The following is a 15,506-nucleotide window of genomic DNA, read 5'->3' as shown; positions in this document are numbered from 1 at the left end:
TATTCAACGATCAAGCAGGTTCTAGGGGTGCCGTTAGTGGCCCCTTTTTTCATTTGCCTGCGGTTTGATGGTTGCTCAGATGTTTCACCCACGGAGAAATAATGTCTTTTCTGTTTAACCAGCAATTGATGTTCGGATTAATTGGCGGTCTTGGGCTGTTTCTGTTCGGCATGAAGATCATGTCGGAAGGTTTGCAAAAGATTGCCGGTGAAAAAATGCGGCAGATTCTTTCCTCTTTGACCAGCCATCGCCTGGTTGCCGCATTGGTTGGCATCAGCGTTACCGCACTTATTCAATCCTCCAGCGCAACGACTGTCATGGTTGTCGGCTTCGTCAATGCGGGTCTGCTTAGCCTGATGCAGGCGATTGGGGTAATCCTCGGTGTCAACATTGGTTCGACCATCACTGCCCAGATCATTGCTTTTAATGTCACACAATATGCCTTGCCGGCTATCGGCGTTGGTGCAGCCCTTAGGCTCTTCAGTAAAAAACGCAGGGTCAGTTATCTTGGTGAGATTGTTTTAGGCTTTGGTCTGGTTTTTTTGGGCCTGACCATCATGCGCCAGGGGTTTGATCCGTTACGTACCAGTGAAGGGTTCCAGCAACTTTTTATGCTGGTCGGCGATTATAAATCACTGGGTATTCTGATCGGCACCATCCTGACCATCATTACCCAGAGCAGCATCGCCACGCTGGGGCTGACCCTGGCGCTGGCGACCTCCGGCCTGATCAGCTTCGAGGCCGGCGTCGCCTTGATTCTCGGGGAAAATATCGGCACGACCATTACGGCTAATATCTCCGCCATCGGCACCAATATTGCCGCCAGACGGGCGGCTTTCGCTCATTTTCTCTTCAATTTTATCGGCGTGATTCTGATGTTGATATTCTTTCAACTGTACCTCAAGCTGATTACCTCCATTACCCCGGGGGAAGCCGATTTTGTGGTGCAAACCCAGGCACAGGCTGACCAGTACGCCACGGCCATTGGCGACAAGCCCCACATCGCACGCTACATAGCCAATGCCCATACCTTGTTCAATGTGATCAATACCCTGATATTCCTGCCTTTTATCGGCGTGCTGGCGAAACTTTCAACCTATTTTATTCGGGGAGAAGGGCGTCAGGAGATTGTCCAGGTCAGGTTTATTGATGATCGGGTGCTGAACACACCACCGATCGCTATCGGCCAGGCCCGCCGTGAAACCCGACGCATGGCACAGCTTGCCTTCACCATGCTCGAAGAAACGAACCGCTTTTTAGATGATAATGATCTGCGGCGGATTCCGGAATTAGAAAAAAATGAAGCGACTCTCGATCTTCTTCAGCAGGAGATCATGAATTTTTTGACCAAGCTTTCCCACCGCTCAATATCTGCCGACACCTCGGAACAGATCAAGAAACTGATGAACATCGTCGATCATCTTGAGCGCATTGGTGATCACTGCCAGACCCTGTGGGAACTGAATACCCGTAAAATTAACGACAAAATAAAATTTTCACACACTGGTGCCAATGAGGTCGCAGGAATTGCTGATCGAACTTATGAATTCCTGCGTTTTGTCATTGATGCTATGGAGCAGGATAATCAAGATATTATGCAGCGCTCTATGGAATACGAAGACAGCATCGATGCCCTTGAAGACTCCCTGCGCATGAACCACATTACCCGGCTTAATACCGGCGAATGTGCAGTCCAGCCGGGATTGATTTTCATTGACATGCTTCAATGTTACGAAAAAATTGGCGATCATACGTTCAAAATTTCTGATACCCTCGTTGGTGGCCAGTAATGTTGGCCACGATTGACATCGGCAGTAATACGGTTAGGATGCTGATCGGTTCATCTGCTGATGGCGTATTGCTTCCTTCTGTCTACCAACGCCGCATCACTCGTCTTGGCGGTGGATTTTCCCCAACCCGGGGGCTCTCGCCGGTGGCTATGGCAAGAACTATAGCCACTCTCAAAGATTTTTCAGCCGCTCTTGAAGGCCATCAGGCTCAGCTCTTGCGCGCGGTAGGTACGGCAGCGCTGCGCCGTGCAGTCAACCGCCGGGAGTTTATCGAGCAGGTCCTGCAACAGACGGGTATTCGTATTGACGTGATCGAGGGTGATGAAGAGGCGCGCCTTACCACCCTTGGTGCCCTGTCAGTGATCAGCCCTCAGCCGGAAAATGTGGTGATCTTTGATATCGGTGGCGGCAGCACCGAAGTCGTCTGTATCCATGGGGGACGCATCTGCGCGCAACAGAGTTTTCCCCTCGGGGTAGTGCGCCTGGCCGAAGAATATTCCGATCACGAACGACGTCAGCACGCCATTGAAACAACACTGATGGACTATTGCAGCAATTTACGGCACACGTTTTCCTCCTCTGAACCGCCGGAACTGATTGGCACGGCAGGGACGATGACTACCCTGGCTGCTATCGACTTAAAGCTTACCTCCTATAACCCATCCGTAATCAATAATCACGTTTTATCAGTAGAATGGATGGCCTCTCTTTATGCTCAACTTGAAACTTTGTCGACGCCTGAACGTGAGCAATGGACAGGAATGGAGCAGGGCAGGGGGGATCTGATTTTACCCGGTCTGCAGTTGGCCTCAACTATTGCTAAAAGCTTTGAGATTACTCAGCTTAAAGTTGCTGATGCCGGCCTGCTGGAAGGGACCTTTCTGGATGCATGTCGTGATTGACAGATGTTCGAGCTTTGCCTATTATCGCCATTCCATTTTTCTCCATCAACCTCTCAATTACTCACATTACCAAGGCTGATCATGAATAAAGTTCTGCTCTCTGGAAACGAAGCGATTGCCCGGGGAACGTATGAGGCAGGCGCATTGGTCGCTTGTGCCTATCCCGGCACCCCCAGTACCGAAATCCTCGAAAACATGACGCGCTATAAAGAAGTCAACTCATCCTGGGCACCGAACGAAAAGGTCGCCCTTGAAGTTGGTATTGGTGCCTGTTTTGGTGGTGCCAGAGCCCTGGTGTCGATGAAACACGTTGGGGTTAATGTGGCTGCCGACCCTCTGTTTACCCTCACCTATACCGGTGTGCGGGGAGGTCTGGTATTGGTCACCGCAGATGATCCTGAGCTTCATTCATCGCAGAACGAGCAGGATAATCGTAACTTTGCCAAATTTGCTAAAATGCCGATGTTTGAACCGGCTGACAGTCAGGACGCTCTCGATTACACCAAGCTGGCCTTTGAGGTCAGTGAACAGTTTGATACGCCGGTTTTTTTACGCAGCACGACCCGGATTTCGCACTCCAAATCGGTTGTTACTCTGGGTGCGCGACCTGACCATATACCGACCCCATCCCTTGAACGTAATCCGGCTAAACTGGTGATGCTCCCCGGCAATGCCCGCAAGCGTCACTACGATGTCGAAGAGCGTATTCTCAAGCTGGAAGAGTGGGGATGCAGTCAGTCATTCAACCGGGTTGAAAAAGGCAAAGGGGAGGTGGGCGTTATCACCGCTGGGGTTTCTTATCAGTACGTCAAAGAGGTCCTGCCCGATGCCGATGTTCTCAAACTTGGCATGATTTATCCTCTGCCCAAACAACTGATCCGTGACTTTGCTGCCAAGTACACAACTCTCTATGTAGTGGAAGAACTGGACCCTTTCATTGAAGAACAGGTTCTGGCCATGGGTATTGCTGTTATCGGCAAAGCAAAGATTCCCATCTGCGGTGAATTGACCCCCGGCCGCCTGGCTAAGGAGCTTTTCGGTACTGAATTGCCGGATGAAAGCGCCACGCTGAAACTACCACAGCGCCCACCTAACATGTGTCCGGGGTGCCCGCATCGCGGGGTTTTTATGGAACTCAACCGGGCCAAAGCCTTTGTTGCCGGGGATATCGGTTGTTATACTCTGGGCTTCATGCCCCCCCTGTCGGCCATGGATACCTGCGTCTGTATGGGGGCAAGTATCGGTAATGCAACGGGTATATCCAAAGTATTAAGTGAAGAGGACCAACGCAAGGTCGTTGCCGTTATCGGGGATTCTACTTTCCTGCATACCGGTATCAATGGTCTGATGGACATGGTCTACAATAATTCAACGGCGACCGTCATTATCCTTGATAATCGCATCACTGCCATGACTGGTCGCCAGGAAAATCCGGCTTCCGGTTACACCCTCGACAACAATCCGGCTTTTCGTGTCGATTTGGAACAACTCTGTCGCGCTGTTGGCGTGAAGCATGTGCGGAGTATCGATCCCTATAACATTGCCCTGACCCGCAAAACTCTGCGTGAGGAGATGGCCCGACCGGAAGTTTCCGTCATCATCACCACCAGACCGTGCGTTTTGGTGCCCAGAGACAATCTTGAGCGGCGTCCGTCACTTTATGTTGATCATGATGCCTGTACCGGCTGCAAAGCTTGTTTGCGCTTAGGTTGCCCGGCGATTGCCTGGGATGAGACGTCACAGAAATCCAATATTGACAAGATCATCTGCGTTGGTTGTAAGGTTTGCCAGCAAACCTGCGGCTTTAACGCTTTCAAGGAAATAGAGGCCTAATAAGATGAAGACAACCAATATTCTTATTGCCGGGGTGGGTGGTCAAGGCATTCTGCTTGCCAGCGAGGTGTTATCAGAGGTCTGTCTGATGGCCGGACTTGACGTTAAGAAAAATGAGATCCACGGCATGTCCCAGCGTGGTGGCAGTGTCGTTTCCCATGTGCGTTATGGCGAAAAAGTTTACTCGTCGATTATCCCGGAAGGAGAGGTTGACATTATTTTCAGCTTTGAATTAATGGAGACCTGTCGCTACCTGCCTTTGCTTCGCAAGAACGGTCGCGTTGTGGTGAACGACTGGAAGATCGCTCCACCTTCTGTTGCTCTGGGTAAGCAATCTTATCCGGAAAATCTAATTGCTACAATTGCGCAGCAATTTCCTTTAACAACTGTGGTTGACGGCCTGACCCTGGCGCTGGAAACCGGCAACGCTAAAACCGTCAACTCGGTTCTGCTCGGCGCACTGTCCAATATTCTCGATTTTGACCATGAGATGTGGTTGACTGCCCTGAAAAAAATGGTTCCGGAAAAACTTGTTGATATCAATCTTCAAGCGTTTGCGGCAGGACGCGGAATCAACGGCTAAAAATAAACTACAGGGAGAGCCCGGATGATCTGGAACGACGATTTTGAAACATTACCTCGAGAGGCGATCGAATCGTTACAGTTACGCCGCCTGCAACAAACACTGGAGCGGGTTTACGCTACTGTCCCTTTTTATCGTGAGGCATTTAATCAGCTCGGGGTCAAACCAAAAGATATCAAAAGGCTCGAAGATTTGCAGCGCCTGCCTTTTACCTTAAAAAAGGATATGCGCGACAACTACCCTTACGGACTGTTTGCTGTGCCCCTGGAGCAGATTGTCCGTATTCATGCCTCTTCGGGGACGACCGGCAAGCCGACGGTTGTTGGTTATACGAAACGCGACATAGAGACATGGACTGAACTGATGGCGCGTTCATTCTACGCTGCCGGTGCCCACCAAGGGGATATTATTCATAACGCCTACGGTTACGGCTTGTTCACTGGAGGCCTGGGTGCCCACTATGGTGCTGAGCGGATCGGGGCTTCGGTCATCCCCATGTCGGGCGGCAACACCAAAAAGCAGTTGATGATCATGCAGGATTTTGGTTCCACCGTGCTGACCTGCACGCCGTCCTACAGCCTGTTCCTTGCCGAAGTCGCAGCTGAAGAGGGGATCGATATCCGTAAGCTCAAGCTCAAGGTCGGTATCCTCGGTGCCGAGCCCTGGAGCGAAAAAATGCGCCAGGAAATCGAAGCCAAACTTCATATCAAGGCTATCGACATTTACGGACTGTCCGAAATTCTCGGGCCCGGCGTCGGCATTGAGTGCATTGAAGCCCAGAACGGTCTGCATGTCTGGGAAGATCATTTTCTGCTGGAAATTATTGATCCTGACACGCAAGAAGTGTTGCCGGACGGTGAAAAAGGTGAGTTGGTTATCACCACCATTACCAAAGAGGGGATACCTCTGATCCGCTACCGCACCCGCGACATTACCCGTTTAAACCGCGAACCCTGTATCTGCGGCAGGACCCATGCGCGTATTGAACGTCTAAGCGGTCGCAGTGATGACATGCTGATTATCCGTGGGGTTAACGTCTTTCCCAGCCAGATTGAATCGGTATTGTTCAATATCAAGGGGATCGAACCCCATTATCAGTTGCTGGTTGATCGTGAAGGGACCCTGGATACTCTGGAAGTATTGGTTGAAGTTGACGAGCAGACATTTTCCGATGAGGTACGTAAGCTGCAGCAACTTTCCGGTATGATTCAGAAACAGATTAAGGATCTGCTCGGTGTTACCTGCAAGGTACGGCTGGTTGAACCCAAAACCCTGGCCCGCAGTGAAGGCAAGGCGCAGCGTGTTATCGACAACCGCACTAAAATTTCATCATAACCAAGGAGCAAGCCATGAAAGTCGAGCAGATTTCGGTTTTTATAGAAAACAAATCCGGTCGTCTGGCAGAGGTTTCAGGTGTGCTGGGTGATGCCAATGTCAATATTCGTGCTCTTTCACTGGCAGATACCTCGGACTTCGGCATTCTGCGGCTAATTGTTGATGACAGTGAAAAAGCCCTCAGTGTCCTGCGTGACAAGCATTTTACCGTTAATAAAACCGAAGTCATCGGGGTGGAAGTTCCTGACATACCGGGCGGATTGTCTTCTATCCTGAAAATCCTTGACAACAATCAGATCAACGTTGAATACATGTATGCCTTTGTTGAGCGCTCCGGCAGTAATGCGGTCATTATTTTCCGCTTTGATAATATCGATCAAGCGATCAAGGTATTGCTCAATAATGGCGTCAATATTCTTGATGGTAAAAAAATAACATCTATATAATATGTACTTAAGATCTAACAGTGAAAGCAGTATGCCTATAATGTCTGGTCATCCCCTGATCTGGAACAGCGAAGCCGAGTGCATGCCGCGTGAGCAATTGGAGCAGTTGCAACTCGTACGGCTGCAGCAGACCCTGCAACGAGTTTGTAGAAATGTTCCCTGTTATCAACACAAGTTCAAGGATTGTGGTTTTAACCCCGGCGATTTAAAGTCACTGGATGATATCCGACATCTGCCGTTCACTACCAAGGAAGATCTGCGCCTGAATTACCCCTATGGCATGTTTGCGGTTCCCATGAGTGATGTGGTGCGCATTCACTCGTCCTCGGGCACCACCGGTAAACCTACCGTGGTTGGTTACACCAAACAGGACATCAGTACCTGGACGGAACTGGTGGCACGTTTTATGACGGCAGCCGGGGTGACCCGCGAAGACATTGTCCATATCGCCTTTGGTTATGGTTTGTTTACCGGTGCCTTTGGCCTGCATTACGGCTCAGAAGCGATCGGCGCCTCGGTCATACCAATCTCCGGCGGCAACACCGATAAACAGATTATGATCATGCAGGATTATCGTTCTTCCGCGCTGGTTTGTACGCCATCCTATGGTCTGACCATTGCCGATCGACTGGAGAAAAAGGGGATTGATCCGGCGAGTCTGGCGTTGCGAGTCGGGCTGTTCGGCGCCGAACCCTGGAGCGAGCAGATGCGCTGTGAGCTGGAATCGCGGCTGGGGATTATCGCTACCGACAATTACGGCCTGTCGGAAATCATGGGTCCGGGGGTTGCCGGAGACTGTCTGGCAAAGTGCGGCATGCATCTGGCTGAAGATCATTTTGTCTTTGAGATTATCGACCCGGATACCGGTCAGGTGTTACCGAGGGGCTCAACAGGGGAATTGGTCATCACCAGCCTGACCAAGCAGGCATTCCCGATGATCCGTTATCGTACCCGTGATATCACCCGAATTATTTACCAGCCTTGTGAATGCGGACGCTCGCTGGCACGTATGGCAAAAACCAGTGGCCGTACCGATGATATGCTGATTATCAAAGGTGTCAATGTATTCCCGACCCAGATCGAGGAAGTGTTGCTGCAAATTGAAGGATGTCAGCCGCACTACCAACTGATCGTTGATCGAGTCAACAATATGGATCAACTGGAAGTCCAGGTCGAAGTGAATGAACACATCTTCTTTGATGAGATGAAACGGCAGCGCCAGTTTGTTAATGAAGCCGAAAAACGTCTGGCAACGGTTCTGGGCGTCAGTGCCAGGGTTAAATTGGTTGAACCTTCATCAATCATGCGGCACGAAGGCAAAGCTTCACGCGTTCTCGATAAACGCAAACAATAACCGGCTAGATCAATCGTCAAAATTCTTGACATGCGCAGGTCAATCACTGATAATGCGCCTCGCTGTCAACAACGGGATGTGGCGCAGTCTGGTAGCGCACTTGACTGGGGGTCAAGGGGCCGCTGGTTCAAATCCAGTCATCCCGACCAAATAAAAACGGGGAGTTAGCTAAAAAGCTGGCTCCCCGTTTTTGCGTTTTATTGCACACAATTGCACACATCTGGCGTATCATCAGCAGAAGACGGACTGATCAAACAAAACAATGGGTTTCTGACGACGGTTCAGAATACACTTTTAACCTAGTCCGGATCATAAAGATCTGTAATGCTTGAATATAAGTAATATGAGATCGTTTCTCTCCGGGAGGTGCCATGTCAGAATGGATCAATAAAGCGAAAATTGCTGAGGCAAATAAGATCAATACCGAACTGAACCAAAAGATAAAATCTTTACAGGAAGAATTGGATACACAATGCCGGGAACTTGACCATCTCAGGGAACTGGCAACTCCAGATGAAGACATAACGCATCTCAAGGAGAAAATTACTGCATATGAGCAGCGCAAGCTAAGCGATAAACAGCATATCGAGTCAATCATTGAACAGGCCAAGCATGTCCAGAAGGTCGACAGCCTGGTGGAACAGTTCTTTTCAATTTTGCAAGTGCACGATGACGGTTCAATCGCAGTTGCAATCGATAAATTCTATAAAAAACATGAGCGCAGTAAATTGTTCATCGTATTTCTGCTTGGGGCTTTGGTGCCGTTAGTTGTTTGGGTTGCGACTGATGCTTCAATCATTCAACAGCTCATTGAGAGAATCACCAGGCTTATAAATGGTTAAGGGCAGATCCTGTGGACAGAGCATCGCGACGTCACGGGACGCACTATTTAATCGTGTGTCGCATAATATATATTATGTAAACTAAGAAAGAGATGAAGAATTCCAGACATCAACTTCTGTTTAGCCGATATTGGCCAGTTCCAGACGACTCCCCCAGCGCTTGATCAGCTCTTCTCTTACCGGTCGGGCTTCTGGTGTGGTCAAGTGGTCGGTCTGCTCGATATAATTAAATGCCGCCTGCCTTGCTGCCTCAAGAATTGATACGTCTCGCGTCAGACTGGCGACCCGAAAGTCCGGCAACCCTGCTTGCCGGGTTCCAAGAAAATCACCCGGACCACGAATCTCGAGATCCGCTTCGGCAATTCTAAAGCCATCGTCTGTTTTGATCATAACGTCCAATCGTTTTTGGGCATCCTCGCTATAATGTTCGGACGGAATCAGAATGCAGTAGCTCTGCTCAGCACCCCGGCCAACGCGCCCACGTAACTGATGTAGTTGCGCCAGGCCAAAACGATCAGCATGCTCAATGACCATTAAGGTTGCGTTTGGCACATCAACTCCAACCTCGATCACCGTTGTTGCAACCAGCACGGCAATTTTGCCGGACCGAAAATCGTTCATCACCGCTTCTTTTTCTGCTGACTTCATTTGGCCATGCAGCAGCCCTATCTGGTGCTCAGGAAATGTCTCGATGAGCTGTTGCGCTGCAATAGTTGCTGCTTGCAGGTCACTTTTTTCTGATTCTTCTACCAGCGGATAAACAATATAAGCCTGACGCCCTTTTTTGAGTTCCGCATGGATAAGCTCATGGGCCTGGGCACGATTGCGCTGGTGAATTATTCTGGTGGTGATGGTTTTTCTGCCGGGCGGCAGTTCATCGATAACAGAAACGGACAGATCACCATAAAGGGTCATGGACAGGGTTCGCGGGATGGGTGTTGCCGTCATGACCAGAATATCGGGGTTATTGCCCTTGGTCTTGAGAATGCCCCGTTGACGCACCCCAAAACGGTGCTGTTCATCGACTATTCCGAGGCCAAGTCGCTGAAATTCCACACCTTCCTGCAAAACAGCGTGGGTACCGGCCACTAGATTGATGTCACCGGCGGTGATCCGCGCGTAGGTATTTTTTTTCTCTGCCTGGCTGGTGCTCCCCTGCAGCAGGCAGCATGTCAGCCCCAACCTCTCCAGCCAGGGGGCAAAGGTGCGATAATGCTGCTCAGCCAGGATCTCTGTGGGCGCAACAACGGCCACTTGAAAGTCGTTTTCAATAGCAATCAACGCCGCCATCAGGGCTACAACGGTTTTGCCACTGCCGACATCACCCTGTAACAACCGGTTCATGGGGTGTGGCGATGCCATGTCGTCCTTTATCTCACCCAGTACCCGGCGTTGGGCTGCGGTCAGTTTAAAGGGAAGCATCTTGCTCAGCGGCAAGGTATAGCGATGTTCGCAGGGCATCCTGCTGCCCTGTTGCAGCTGCACCCCTGCCCGTTTTAAGGCTAACCCCATTTCCAGATAAAAAAATTCATCAAAAACAAGCGACTTGCGTCCAGGATGACGTCCTTGCTCGAGCTGGTAGAGATTTGATTGTTTATCCGGCCAATGAATCTGGCGGATGGCGTCCTGACGATCCAGTAATTGATATTGTTTTCGGATAAAGTCAGGAGTGGTTGTCGACAGATAGTGGGCATAATCGCGGATCAGCGGAAACCAGATTGAGCGTATCTGCTTCTGGCTGATCCCTTCGGTCAAAGGGTATACCGGGACGATGCGGCCAAAAGAGACAGGATCCTTACGGCTTAAAAGCGCCATATCATCATTACCCTGAATCAGTTCAGCATCAGGATGATGGACCTCGCGGGTGGCGCCAAAACGTTTGACATCACCGATAAAAATGGCAGTCTGGCCAATGGGTAAGCGTTTTTCCAGCCAGTTTTTACGATAATGGAACCATTTAAGCGAAATGGTACCGCTGTCATCCCCGACGATCACCTCATAGATCCGGCGCGAAGTTCGTTTGGTGCGGGATTCCCCTGAAGCAAGAACGGTTCCTTTGAATACTTCAGTGGAACCGTCGCTTAACTGACGTATCGGTTTAAGTTGGCGGCGATCCTCGTAGCGGTACGGTAGGTGATAAATAGCATCTTCAAGGGAGGATAGCCCAAGCTTTTGCAGGCGGGTTTGTACTTTTGGACCAACCCCCGGCAGGACACTTAGAGGTTGGGACAAGATCCAGGCTGGATCTGCCGATTTAAGATCAGGCATGATCCGTAAAAATCACTGGCTGCCCTCGTTCAGAGCTGCCAGTAGGTCCTCAATATCCAGACCGTGGGCACGCGCCCCCTGAGCAAGGGTCTCGGTAGGGGCACCCAAACAGCCAACACAGCCCAGGTTAAAGTTGGCCAGTATTTTCGCTGCATCCGGGTGCATCTGCAACAACTGGTTAAAGGTCATGTCTTTGGTGATAACCTGATTCATTGAGAACCTCCAGTTCCGTAGAGTAACCTTAGAATTCTCCCAGAAAATATGCGAAAAAGCAAGGTGTTAGATCCTGCTGATGTCAATAATTGGTAACTGAAGTCTGGATTGATCAAGTATAAGAAATGCGGGTTATTTCATAGACTCGCACTCCTGAAGGCACCACGATTCTGACCTCTTCATCAACCTGGTGACCGATCAGAGCCTTACCAACCGGTGAGGTGATGGATATTTTGCCGTGCTTGATATCTGCTTCATCTTCCCCGACAATCTGATAGGTTGCTTCTTTTTCGGTATCGACATCAAAGACAGTGACCGTCGCTCCAAAAACAATTTTGTCGCTCTTGATGGTGGCCGGATCAATTACCTGAGCACGGGCTATTTTATCGTTAAGCTCCTGAATGCGCCCCTCGACAAACCCTTGACGTTCTTTGGCCGCATCATATTCCGCATTTTCTGATAAATCACCGTGGCTGCGCGCTTCTGCTATATCCTGAACGACCTTGGGTCGTTCTACCCGAATCAAGGTTTTCAATTCTTCCTGCAGTCGCCGATGCCCTTCAACGGTCATTGGTACCGAATTGCTCATAGGTCCTCTCCTAAAAAAAAACAGCGGGCGGTGATTCACCGCCCACTGGTTAATTAAGTATGTATTGTTTCACTTACAGGTTTTTATAATACTCTTGCAACGGTTTAACGTCAAGGGTTTCTCGCTGCATTGCCAGCACCCCGTCGGTTACTGCATTAATACCGGCAACTGTTGTGAAATAGGCTATCTCGTTCATTAATGCTGCCCGTCTGATGGAGTAGGAGTCGGCAACCGAAGCGGCACCCAGGGTGGTATTGAACACCATAGCAAACTCACGGTTTTTAATGGCGTCAACACAGTGCGGTCGCCCTTCTTTGACTTTATTGATGAAGGTAACCGGAATTCCGTGGTTGCTGAAGAATCGGGCCGTTCCGGCGGTGGCAACAATCTTGAACCCGGCGTCTGCCAACCGTTTGATGGCAGCTAGAGCGGGTTGTTTGTCAGCATCTTTGACACTGACAAAAACCGCCCCGGCAGTTGGCAACTTGACCCCTGCTGCCACTTGGGCCTTTGCAAAGGCGCGACCAAAGTCGAAGTCGATGCCCATGACCTCGCCGGTTGATTTCATTTCCGGTCCCAACAGGGTGTCAACCCCGGGGAACTTGACGAAGGGGAAAACCGCTTCTTTAACGGAAATATAAGGGGGGATAATTTCACCTGATATCCCCTGCTCTGCCAACGACTGCCCTGCCATAACCAGCGCCGCAATTTGGGCCAGCGGTCGACCAGTAGCTTTGGAGACAAAAGGAACGGTACGGCTGGCGCGTGGATTGACCTCCAGCAGATAGATGGCGTTGTCCTTGATGGCATACTGGATGTTCATCAGGCCAACAACCTTCAACTCCAGCGCCAGTTCCCGGGTCTGCCGACGAATTTCATCGAGCAATTGCTGTGACAAGGAAATGGCCGGTAAAGCACAGGCCGAATCGCCGGAATGGATGCCGGCTTCTTCAATATGCTGCATGATGCCACCAATGACCACATCGGCACCATCAGCGATCGCATCGACATCCACCTCGATGGCATCCTGCAGGAATTTATCAATCAAGACAGGATGTTCGGGAGAGGCTTCTACCGCAAACTTCATGTAATTGCGCAGACGCTCGACATCATAAACAATTTCCATCGCGCGGCCGCCGAGCACGTAGGAAGGGCGAACCACCACCGGATAGCTGATTCGCTCGGCAATGACCTCGGCTTCTTCACAGGAGCGGGCAATGCCATTGTCCGGTTGCAGCAGTTCAAGCTTGTTGAGCAGGGCCTGAAAACGCTCTCGATCTTCGGCCCGGTCGATGGCATCCGGAGATGTGCCGATCACCGGCACACCGGCTTGCTCCAGGGCGACAGCCAACTTCAATGGTGTTTGACCACCATACTGAACAATCACGCCTTCGGGTTTCTCAACGGCAACAATCTCGAGGACATCTTCCAGGGTCAAGGGTTCAAAGTAGAGACGATCGGAGGTGTCATAATCGGTAGAAACGGTTTCCGGATTACAATTGACCATAATGGTTTCAAAACCTGCAGCCGACAGGGCAAATGCACCGTGAACGCAGCAGTAATCAAACTCAATTCCCTGACCGATGCGGTTCGGGCCGCCGCCTAAGATAATGATTTTGCGTTTGTCGGTAGGCTCCGCTTCACACTCGGTTTCATAAGTTGAATAAAAATAGGGTGTATAGGCTTCAAATTCTGCACCACAGGTATCCACGCGCTTGTACACCGGACGAATGTTGCGAGCGTGCCGATACTCACGCACAGTTTTTTCCGAACTGTTCAGTAGGGTCGCCAGGCGTCGGTCAGAAAAACCGTACTGTTTGGCCTGACGCAACAGATCGCTAAAGGCAGGGTTGTCTTCGTTGGTCGGCAACTTGCCGGCAAGTAGATCCCCTTCCATCTGAATCAGTTGGGCGATGTTGGAAACGAACCAGGGATCGATTCCACTGAGCTGGTATATTTTGTCAACGCTAAATCCGGCGCGCAGGGCATCGGCCAGATACCAGACCCGTTCCCAGCCGGGAACCTGGAGCTTATTGCAGAGCAGCGCCTGTTGTTCCTCGGTTAAGGGTGTTTTATCGTCCGCCGGATCGGCAAAAATTCGACTTTCCAGACCATAAGAGCCAATCTCCATGGACCGCAGGGCCTTATGAAAGCTTTCCTTGAAGGTCCGGCCAATGGCCATGGCCTCCCCTACCGACTTCATCTGCGTCGTCAGGGTCGCATCGGCCTGAGGAAATTTTTCAAAGGTGAAGCGGGGAATCTTGGTGACCACATAATCAATAGTCGGTTCAAAGGATGCCAGGGTTTCTCTGGTGATATCATTGGTGATTTCATCCAGACGATATCCGACCGACAACTTGGCGGCAATTTTGGCGATGGGAAAGCCGGTAGCTTTACTCGCCAGTGCCGATGAACGCGACACCCGCGGGTTCATTTCGATGACGACCAGGCGCCCATCAACCGGATTGATGCCGAACTGAATGTTGGAACCGCCGGTATCAACGCCGATTTCACGGATGATCTTCAAGGAGGCATCGCGCAGGATCTGGTATTCCTTGTCAGTCAGGGTCTGGGCCGGTGCGACGGTAATGGAGTCGCCGGTATGAACCCCCATGGCGTCGAAATTTTCAATAGAACAGATGATGACGACATTATCAGCACAGTCGCGCATTACCTCCAATTCGTATTCTTTCCATCCCAGGATGGACTCATCGACCAGCACTTCATTGGTTGGCGACGCCTCAATCCCGGCCATCACCATCTCTTCATATTCTTCGCGGTTGTAGGCAATACCACCGCCACTGCCGCCGAGGGTGAAAGATGGTCGGATAATGGTGGGAAAGCCAACATACTCGAGAATCTCCATCGCTTCCTGATAGTTATGAGCCAATCCGGAACGTGGAACCTCCAGACCGATTTTATCCATCGCCCGCTTGAACAGGGTACGATCTTCAGCTTTTTCAATTGACTCCTGGTTAGCACCAATCAGTTCCACCCCGAATTTTTTCAGCACTCCCCGCTGGGCTACTGCCAGGGCGGTATTCAAAGCAGTTTGTCCACCTAATGTGGGTAGTATGGCATCGGGACGTTCTTGTTCGATAATCCGTTCAAGTACCTCGGGATTAACCGGCTCTACATAGGTACGATCAGCAAAATCAGGGTCGGTCATAATGGTCGCCGGGTTTGAGTTGAGCAGGATAACCTCGTACCCTTCTTCTTTTAACGCCTTGCAGGCCTGGGTGCCGGAATAATCAAATTCACAAGCCTGACCGATGACAATGGGTCCGGCACCGATAATTAATATTTTTTTAAGGTCTTGACGTTTTGGCATGCTGATCCCTTGGAGAAATT

At 50.5% G+C, this 15,506-nt stretch carries 12 protein-coding genes and 1 tRNA gene; 9 read left to right on the top strand and 4 right to left on the bottom strand.

Annotation, left to right across the window (positions count from 1 at the left end; all coding sequences use genetic code 11):
- Positions 1-101 precede the first annotated feature (101 nt).
- The 9 genes from ICT70_RS01215 (at position 102) to ICT70_RS01175 (ending at position 9,085) form a co-directional block, all read left to right on the top strand.
- Positions 102-1,790: a Na/Pi cotransporter family protein gene (locus ICT70_RS01215; RefSeq protein ID WP_191153556.1), complete on the top strand. Its 1,689-nt coding sequence runs from the start codon at positions 102-104 to the stop codon at positions 1,788-1,790.
- A complete protein-coding gene (locus ICT70_RS01210; RefSeq protein WP_191153555.1) occupies positions 1,790-2,692 on the top strand; it encodes a Ppx/GppA phosphatase family protein in 903 nt (300 codons plus the stop codon). The genes ICT70_RS01215 and ICT70_RS01210 overlap by 1 nt, the downstream gene beginning before the upstream one ends.
- An 81-nt stretch (positions 2,693-2,773) precedes the next feature.
- Positions 2,774-4,525 carry an indolepyruvate ferredoxin oxidoreductase subunit alpha gene (iorA, locus tag ICT70_RS01205; protein WP_191153554.1) on the top strand — a complete coding sequence of 584 codons (1,752 nt, stop codon included), beginning with the start codon at positions 2,774-2,776 and terminating at the stop codon, positions 4,523-4,525.
- A 4-nt stretch (positions 4,526-4,529) separates the two neighbouring features.
- Positions 4,530-5,108, top strand: coding sequence for an indolepyruvate oxidoreductase subunit beta (locus ICT70_RS01200; RefSeq protein WP_191153553.1), 579 nt, complete (start codon positions 4,530-4,532; stop codon positions 5,106-5,108).
- A gap of 24 nt (positions 5,109-5,132) precedes the next feature.
- The gene (locus ICT70_RS01195; protein ID WP_191153552.1) at positions 5,133-6,443 is read left to right on the top strand and encodes a phenylacetate--CoA ligase family protein; all 1,311 of its coding nucleotides are present in this window, start codon (positions 5,133-5,135) and stop codon (positions 6,441-6,443) included.
- A gap of 14 nt (positions 6,444-6,457) precedes the next feature.
- Positions 6,458-6,889 carry an ACT domain-containing protein gene (locus ICT70_RS01190; RefSeq protein ID WP_191153551.1) on the top strand — a complete coding sequence of 144 codons (432 nt, stop codon included), beginning with the start codon at positions 6,458-6,460 and terminating at the stop codon, positions 6,887-6,889.
- 40 nt (positions 6,890-6,929) lie between these two features.
- The gene (locus ICT70_RS01185; protein ID WP_191153550.1) at positions 6,930-8,243 is read left to right on the top strand and encodes a phenylacetate--CoA ligase family protein; all 1,314 of its coding nucleotides are present in this window, start codon (positions 6,930-6,932) and stop codon (positions 8,241-8,243) included.
- Between the two features lie 72 nt (positions 8,244-8,315).
- Positions 8,316-8,392: transfer RNA gene (locus ICT70_RS01180), tRNA-Pro, on the top strand.
- 222 nt (positions 8,393-8,614) lie between these two features.
- Entirely contained in the window at positions 8,615-9,085 is a 471-nt protein-coding gene (locus ICT70_RS01175; protein WP_191153549.1) for a hypothetical protein, read from the top strand.
- Positions 9,086-9,205: 120 nt separating this feature from the next.
- Here ICT70_RS01175 and recG read toward each other — a convergent pair whose 3' ends face one another.
- From recG to carB, 4 genes are all read right to left on the bottom strand, one after another.
- Complete coding sequence (gene recG / locus ICT70_RS01170) at positions 9,206-11,353, bottom strand: ATP-dependent DNA helicase RecG (RefSeq protein ID WP_191153548.1); 2,148 nt, start codon at positions 11,351-11,353, stop codon at positions 9,206-9,208.
- A gap of 12 nt (positions 11,354-11,365) precedes the next feature.
- Complete coding sequence (locus ICT70_RS01165; RefSeq protein ID WP_191153547.1) at positions 11,366-11,566, bottom strand: DUF1858 domain-containing protein; 201 nt, start codon at positions 11,564-11,566, stop codon at positions 11,366-11,368.
- Positions 11,567-11,678: 112 nt separating this feature from the next.
- On the bottom strand, positions 11,679-12,155 hold the full coding sequence (greA, locus tag ICT70_RS01160; RefSeq protein WP_191153546.1) for a transcription elongation factor GreA: 477 nt from the start codon (positions 12,153-12,155) through the stop codon (positions 11,679-11,681).
- A gap of 73 nt (positions 12,156-12,228) precedes the next feature.
- On the bottom strand, positions 12,229-15,486 hold the full coding sequence (gene carB / locus ICT70_RS01155) for a carbamoyl-phosphate synthase large subunit (protein WP_191153545.1): 3,258 nt from the start codon (positions 15,484-15,486) through the stop codon (positions 12,229-12,231).
- Positions 15,487-15,506 lie beyond the last annotated feature (20 nt).

It is taken from the genome of Pelovirga terrestris, from assembly GCF_014773365.1.
Lineage (GTDB): Bacteria > Desulfobacterota > Desulfuromonadia > Desulfuromonadales > Geopsychrobacteraceae > Pelovirga > Pelovirga terrestris.
Note: the sequence above shows the minus strand (reverse complement) of the source record. Positions and strands in the feature narration are given on the sequence as shown.